General features: G+C 66.9%; 6 protein-coding genes and 2 pseudogenes. 3 read left to right on the top strand and 5 right to left on the bottom strand.

Annotation, left to right across the window (positions count from 1 at the left end; genetic code table 11):
- Positions 1–213: 213 nt before the first annotated feature.
- The 3 genes and pseudogenes from AC1DY5_RS37375 to AC1DY5_RS37365 all read left to right on the top strand — a co-directional run.
- Entirely contained in the window at positions 214–477 is a 264-nt protein-coding gene (locus AC1DY5_RS37375; RefSeq protein WP_478119519.1) for a type II toxin-antitoxin system Phd/YefM family antitoxin, read from the top strand.
- A 9-nt stretch (positions 478–486) separates the two neighbouring features.
- Entirely contained in the window at positions 487–816 is a 330-nt protein-coding gene (locus AC1DY5_RS37370; RefSeq protein WP_478119518.1) for a CcdB family protein, read from the top strand.
- 512 nt (positions 817–1,328) lie between these two features.
- Positions 1,329–1,436 (top strand): annotated as a pseudogene (locus AC1DY5_RS37365) (DUF2845 domain-containing protein); the annotation flags it as partial.
- Positions 1,437–1,769: 333 nt separating this feature from the next.
- Here AC1DY5_RS37365 and AC1DY5_RS37360 read toward each other — a convergent pair.
- The 5 genes and pseudogenes from AC1DY5_RS37360 to AC1DY5_RS37340 form a co-directional block, all read right to left on the bottom strand.
- Complete coding sequence (locus tag AC1DY5_RS37360) at positions 1,770–1,985, bottom strand: YbdD/YjiX family protein (RefSeq protein ID WP_478119517.1); 216 nt, start codon at positions 1,983–1,985, stop codon at positions 1,770–1,772.
- Positions 1,982–4,036 carry a carbon starvation CstA family protein gene (locus AC1DY5_RS37355; RefSeq protein WP_478119516.1) on the bottom strand — a complete coding sequence of 685 codons (2,055 nt, stop codon included), beginning with the start codon at positions 4,034–4,036 and terminating at the stop codon, positions 1,982–1,984. The genes AC1DY5_RS37360 and AC1DY5_RS37355 overlap by 4 nt, the downstream gene beginning before the upstream one ends.
- Before the next feature lie 107 nt (positions 4,037–4,143).
- Positions 4,144–4,797, bottom strand: coding sequence for a response regulator transcription factor (locus AC1DY5_RS37350; RefSeq protein WP_478119515.1), 654 nt, complete (start codon positions 4,795–4,797; stop codon positions 4,144–4,146).
- Positions 4,794–6,155 carry a cache domain-containing protein gene (locus tag AC1DY5_RS37345; protein WP_478119514.1) on the bottom strand — a complete coding sequence of 454 codons (1,362 nt, stop codon included), beginning with the start codon at positions 6,153–6,155 and terminating at the stop codon, positions 4,794–4,796. The genes AC1DY5_RS37350 and AC1DY5_RS37345 overlap by 4 nt, the downstream gene beginning before the upstream one ends.
- Before the next feature lie 77 nt (positions 6,156–6,232).
- A pseudogene (locus AC1DY5_RS37340) lies at positions 6,233–6,515 on the bottom strand (alpha/beta fold hydrolase); the annotation flags it as partial.

Genomic DNA, 6,515 nt, shown 5'->3' with positions numbered 1-6,515 from the left:
CTTCACTGCCTACGCGATCAGCGTTATGAACACCGGGCCGCGCGGGTTCGGAACCGAGAAGACCTTCGGCAACGGGCTGACGACCCGGACCTGGCCGACGGTTAGGAAGTGCGCGGCGGCTTGAACCACGCCCGCCGACTGACCGGCAACTCGTGCAGGCGCCCAGGACGTCATCGGGTAAACTGTTCAAGTTAGCTACTTCTGAGAATCGTCATGATGAAGGTATCGTCGGTGGAGGCTCAGAACCGATTCGGGCAGTTGCTCGACAAAGCCCAGCGTGAGCCGATCATCATCACGCGCCATGGGCGCCCCGCGGCCTATCTCATTTCTCCGCAAGACATGGAAGCGCTTCAACGCGCGCGTGCCGCCCTTGGCGAAGGTCGAGGCCATCGGGAATGGGCCATCGCCTGTGCGGAGGCGTGGAACGTGGTGGAAGGCGAACTGGGATCTTTCGCCGACGARCATTCCACGCTGTAGATCGAAGACGTGTCGCAGTTCGACGTCCATCGCAACAAGGGCAGGCAGAGCGCCAGCATTCCCTTCGTGGTGGTAGTCCAATCAGCCCAGTTCGACCGTTACCGCCGTCGCGTCGTGGTTCCACTAGTCCTGCGCAGTGCGTTGCCAGTGGGAGCGCAGATCGCCGGTACCCGCATGAACCCCATCTTTGCGCTCGATGGCTCTGATCATGTGCTGCATCCGCTCGACACGGTCTCGGTGGCCGTCGACGAGTTGGGCCCTTGGGTCGGGTCTCTGGCTGAACATGGGCAGCAGATCACCGATGCCATGGACGAACTGCTGACCCGCTCGTGGGGATGAGGCGCTCAGCAGCGCCACGGCAAGGGTAACGAGTGCGCGGCGGCTTGATGGTGYGGTCGTCGTTGCATGGCGGAGTTGGCTGCGGCTTGCGACCAATTCGGACCTTTCTGATAGCTCCATCGTTTTGGGGTCGCCTAGCATCGCCGGCTGTCGCGACCTCTCCGGGTCGCATGCAGCACCACCGGCCGGGCCCGAATTGAAGTCCACGCCATCATTCAAAGCAAAGATATCAACCGCAGAGATGCCTGACCGCCGCGGACCGTGCGCCAGATTGCTGGCGAGTGCCGCGCCGGCACGCTGTTGCTGTGCCTCGGCGCGAATGCCGCCGCATCGCAATGCTCGGCTGCAATGGCGTTCTCGCGGTGGTTGGCGAGTCGAAGGCGTCCATCATCCAGAAGTGCGGCCAGCCCCTGGCGACCGAACCGGTCTGCGTCAACCGGCCTCGAACGATATGGGGTTAACCGGCCTACCCGGGCGGCGCACCGCAACCGTTCGTCGTACAGCAATGCGAACCGATGGAAGACTGGGTCTATCAGCGAGGGCCAGGCAACTTCCTCGGCATCGTGCGCTTTCACAATGGGGCGGTCGAGTCGGTCCGCGATGGCGACAGGATGCGCTGATCGACCCGCACTCCCAATGACCCGGAACACTCCCAAGCTCTTGTACGTCGACTCGCAGTTCGCATCGCCCTATGTTCGTCTTCGCGGCATTGACCGAGAAGCAGCTTTCATTCGAGATCGAGCGCCTCGATCTCGCGGCCGGCGCGAATCGCAGTGCGGCATTCTCGAGGACATCACTCACGCAAAAAGCTGTTCGCAGGCGCCCAGGAATTGCTTAGACACGGACACCCCAACCTTTTCGGCGATTGGTAGGTGCCTGCGGCGATCGAAATCCAGCGCAGCGCGCTGGCGGTCGGCGAGATCACGGCACGGACGGCGGTATACCTGGCTCCCTCAGCAGCAGCGCCCCTTCCCTCCCCCATAACGCGCCTCCAGCCGCTCCCTGAAAAACGCCTCGTAGCTCATCGCCTCCTGTCCCGGATGGGTGCGCGCCATGTGGCTCATGTAGGCGTCATAGTCCGGCAGTCCCACCATCAGGCGCAGCGACTGCGCCAGCGAGCGCGTCAGGTAGCGCCCGGTCTCGGCCAGGCTGGCGCCGGTGCTTCTCATGCCACGGCCGGCTCGAACGGCGTCTCGCGAGCGGTCGGATGGTTGGCCCGACGCGCGGCCATGCAGGCGCGCAGGCTGTAGACCAGCACGCTCAGCACCACGAAGATGAACAGCGCGCACAGCCCGGCGTCGAGACGGTCGTTGAAGACGATCCGTGCCATGGCCTCGGGCGTCTTCGCCGGCGCGATCAGCACGCCCTGCGCCAGTCCGTCGGCGTACTTCGAGGCATGCGACAGGAACCCGACCTTCGGATCGGCCGAGAAGATCTTCTGCCAGCCGGCCGTCAGCGTGCAGATCAGCAGCCAGGTCGCCGGCGCCGCCGCCACCCAGGCGTAGCGCTCGCGCTTCATGCGGAACAGGACCACGGTGCCGAGCATCAGCGCCACGGCAGCCAGCATCTGGTTCGAGATGCCGAACAGTGGCCACAGCGTGTTGATTCCGCCCAGCGGATCGACCACGCCCTGGTACAGGAAGTAGCCCCAGGCCGCGACGCACAGGAAGGTCGCGGTCAGATTGGCCGGCAGCGAGTCGGTGCGCTTGAGCGCCGGCACGAAGCTGCCCATCAGGTCCTGCAGCATGAAGCGTCCGGCGCGGGTGCCCGCGTCCACCGCGGTCAGGATGAAGAGCGCCTCGAACAGGATCGCGAAGTGGTACCAGAAGGCCATCATGGCCTGCCCGCCGACGACCTGGTGCAGGATGTGCGCCATGCCGACCGCCAGGGTCGGAGCGCCGCCGGCGCGGCCGAGGATGGTGCTTTCGCCGACGTCCTTGGCGGTCTGCATCAGCATGTCGGGGGTGACCGAGAAGCCCCAGCCCGAGATGGTCTGCGCTACCGCTTCGGGGGTGCTGCCGACCAGCGCGGCCGGGCTGTTCATCGCGAAGTAGACGCCCGGGTCGATGCAGGCGGCGGCCACCAGCGCCATCACGGCGACGAAGGATTCGGCCAGCATGCCGCCGTAGCCTATGAAGCGCGCGTGGAGTTCGTTGTCGAGCATCTTCGGCGTCGTGCCGGAAGAGATCAGCGCGTGGAAGCCCGACACCGCGCCGCAGGCGATGGTGATGAACAGGAAGGGGAACAGGTTGCCCGACCACACGGGGCCGTTGCCTTGAGCGAATTGGGTCACGGCCGGCATCTGCAGCGTCGGCGCGACGAACACGATGCCGATTGCCAGCGCGATGATGGTGCCGATCTTCAGGAAGGTCGACAGGTAGTCGCGCGGCGCCAGCAGCAGCCAGACCGGCAAGCTGGCGGCGATGAAGCCGTAGCCGATCAGCATCCAGGTCAGGGCCTTGCCGTCGAAGGTGAACATCGGGCCCCAGGTCGGGCTCATGCTGACGGCCTGGCCGCCGAAGATCGCCGCCATCAGCAGCACGAAGCCGATCACCGACACCTCTCCGATGCGGCCGGGACGGATGTAGCGCAGGTAGATGCCCATGAAGACCGCCACCGGGATGGTCGCCGCCACGGTGAAGGTGCCCCATGGCGATTCGGCCAGCGCCTTGACCACGATCAGCGCTAGCACCGCGAGGATGATGATCATGATCATGAAGGTACCGAACAGCGCGATCATGCCGGGCACGGTGCCCATCTCCTGCTTGATCAGGTCGCCCAGGGAGCGGCCGTCGCGGCGGGTCGAGATGAACAGCACGATGAAGTCCTGCACCGCGCCCGCGAACACCACGCCGGCCAGGATCCACAGCAGCCCGGGCAGGTAGCCCATCTGCGCCGCGAGCACCGGGCCGACCAGCGGGCCGGCGCCGGCGATGGCCGCGAAGTGGTGGCCGAACAACACGTTCTTGTCGGTCGGCACGTAGTCCAGGCCGTCGTTGTGCCGGTGCGCCGGCGTCTTGCGTTTGCCATCGAGCCCGAGCACGCGGGTGGCGATGAACAGGCTGTAGTAGCGGTACGCGATCAGGTAGGTGCATATCGCCGCGACCACGATCCAGAGCGCGTTGATGGCTTCGCCGCGTGACAGGGCCACGGTGCCGAGCGCGAAGGCGCCGACCACGGCCACGACGAGCCACACCAGGTGGCGACGGATGCTGTGCATGGGAATGTCTCCGGAAGTGAACCCCGGCAGTTTCGCGAGTCTGCGCCGCGGCGGCATCGGTTGCACCGCGCGAATGGCACGCGTGGCATCACTTAAGGGATAACCCTTTAAATTCGGTCTCGGCCGTTGTTCTTGAATTCTGTGGCGTGCTCGACCGCGTACTTGATCAGCGCCGACTGCCCTTCCAGCCCAAGCCGCCGCTTGATGCTCTGCCGATGCGCCTCGACCGTGCGGACGCTCAATCCGAGCTCGCGCGCGATCTGCTTGCTCGAGTCGCCACGACCCAGCGCCGACAGGATTTCGCTCTCGCGCGGCGTCAGCAAGGGCCGCGGCTGGTGGTTGTGGAACAGCCGATGCGACACCGCCGAACTCAGGAAGGTGCCGCCCGCCGCCACCGCCTCGATCGCCGCGACGATCTCGGCCGCCGGCGCGTCCTTCAGCACATAGCCGCGGGCACCCGCCTGGAGCGCCTGCTGCACGTACTCCGGGTTGTCGTACATGCTGAACATCAGCACCCGCACGTCCGGCTGCCTCTCATGCAAGTGCGATGCCAGCTCGATGCCGCTCATGCCCTTCATGCCGACGTCGGCCAGCACCAGGTCCGGCCGGAGCTCGGCGATCAGTTCCAACGCCTCGGCGGCGCTGCCGGCCTCACCGACGATCTCGAGTCCCGGCAGCGGACCCAGCCGGGCCCGCAGGCCGTCTCGAACCAGCGGATGGTCGTCGACCAGGAACAGGCGGATCAGCGCGGGCGCAGTCATGCGCGCCCCTCCTGCGGCACCGGCACCTCGGCCAGGATCGAGGTGCCATCGACGTCGGACCGCACGCCGAGCGAGCCTCCGATTGCCGCCACGCGTTCGCGCATGTTGCGCAGGCCGATGCCGCGCTTCGGATCGAGCTCGAGCGCGGCGGGGTCGAAGCCGCAGCCGTCGTCGCCGACCTCGAGCTGGACCGCCCGCTCCTCGAAGGCCAGGACGATGCGCACCTGCTTCGCCCGCGCGTGCTTGCGCACATTGGTCAGCGCCTCTTGCCCGACGCGGAACAGCGCCGTCTTCACCTCTTGCGGCAGTTCGCGCGGCCGACCCTGGATCGTGACCGAGGCGGCGACGCCGCCCTCCTCGCCGAACTCCGCACCCAGTCGTTCGAGCGCCGCCGGCAGGCCCAGCGTGTCGAGCAGCGCCGGCCGCAGGCGGTGCGAGATGCGCCGCACCTCCACCAGCGACTCGTTGAGCCGCTGCAGTGCCTTGCCGAGCGACGGCGGCACCTGCTCGCGGGCGCGCTCCAGGGCATCGACCGCGGATTCGATCAGCAGCTTGGCCGACACCAGCGTCTGGCTGGTGCCGTCGTGCAGTTCGCGCGCCAGGTGGGCGCGCTCGTCCTCCTGAGATTTCACGACCTGGCGCGCCAGCAGGCGCAAGCGGGCCTCGGCGATGCGGTGCTCGCTGAGGTTCAACAGCAGGCCGGCGGCGCTGACCACGGCCAGGCACAGCGCGGCGATGCCGGCGATCCACAGCATCGTCGTCGTGACGTTGGTGTTCATCTGCCGGTCGAGCACTTGCATCGCTGCGTCGATGTCGTCGAGGTAGAGACCGGTGCCGACCATCCAGTTCCAACGCGGCAGTGCCGTGACGTAGCCGAGCTTGGGAGCGAGTTGCGCGCTCGAGGGCTTGCGCCACTGGTACTCGACGTAGCCGCCGCCCTCGCGGGCTCGCGCGATCAGGTCCTGGATCGTGGAACGCCCCTGGGAATCGCGCAGATCCCAGAGCGATTTGCCGACCAGCTCGGGCTGGCGCGAATGCATCAGCGAGCGGCCCTGCAGGTCGTAGACGAAAAAATAGCCGTCATTGCCGTAGTCGAGTGCGGCCAGCCGGCGCAGGGCTTCGGCGCGCGTGGCCTCGTCGTCGAGTCCGGCGTCGTACAGCGGCCGCACGGTGCTGACGGCCAAGTCGACGTAGCTGCGCAGTTCGCTGCGCCGCTGGGTCATGTAGGTGATCTCGATCAGGGCGCGCTCGCGCTGTGCGAGGTCGCGCTCCTGGTGGCGCACCGCGACAGCCACCAGCAACAGCGCGACCAGCAGCGGCGCCACGGCGAGCGCAACGATCTTGGTCCTGAGGTTCATGGGGACGGCAAGACTAACATTTGCGGCGGGTCCCTTCGGGTAGGCGCCCGCCACTGCCGCCGAATCGCCCCCCTCAATCAAGCAACGAGCTTGAGCAACTCCGCGACCAGTTCCTTCGGCATGTCGACCATCACGTCGTGGCTGCACGGCAGCTTCACCACGCGCCAGCCCGCGGCCTTCTCGGCCTCGGCCGCGAAATAGCGGAACGGGCTCGGGTCCCAGCCGTCGGCCAGGATGTAGAGCCGGCTCGCGATCTTGTCGCCGCCGCCGTTCAGCAGCAGCGGCATCTCGAAGGTGGCCAGCGCCTGCGGCCGGCAGAGGCGGTCGACGCGCTCGCGGTTGGCCTGGGCGATGTTGAAC

The organism is Variovorax sp. P4_D9, assembly GCF_056401695.1.
Note: the sequence above shows the minus strand (reverse complement) of the source record. Positions and strands in the feature narration are given on the sequence as shown.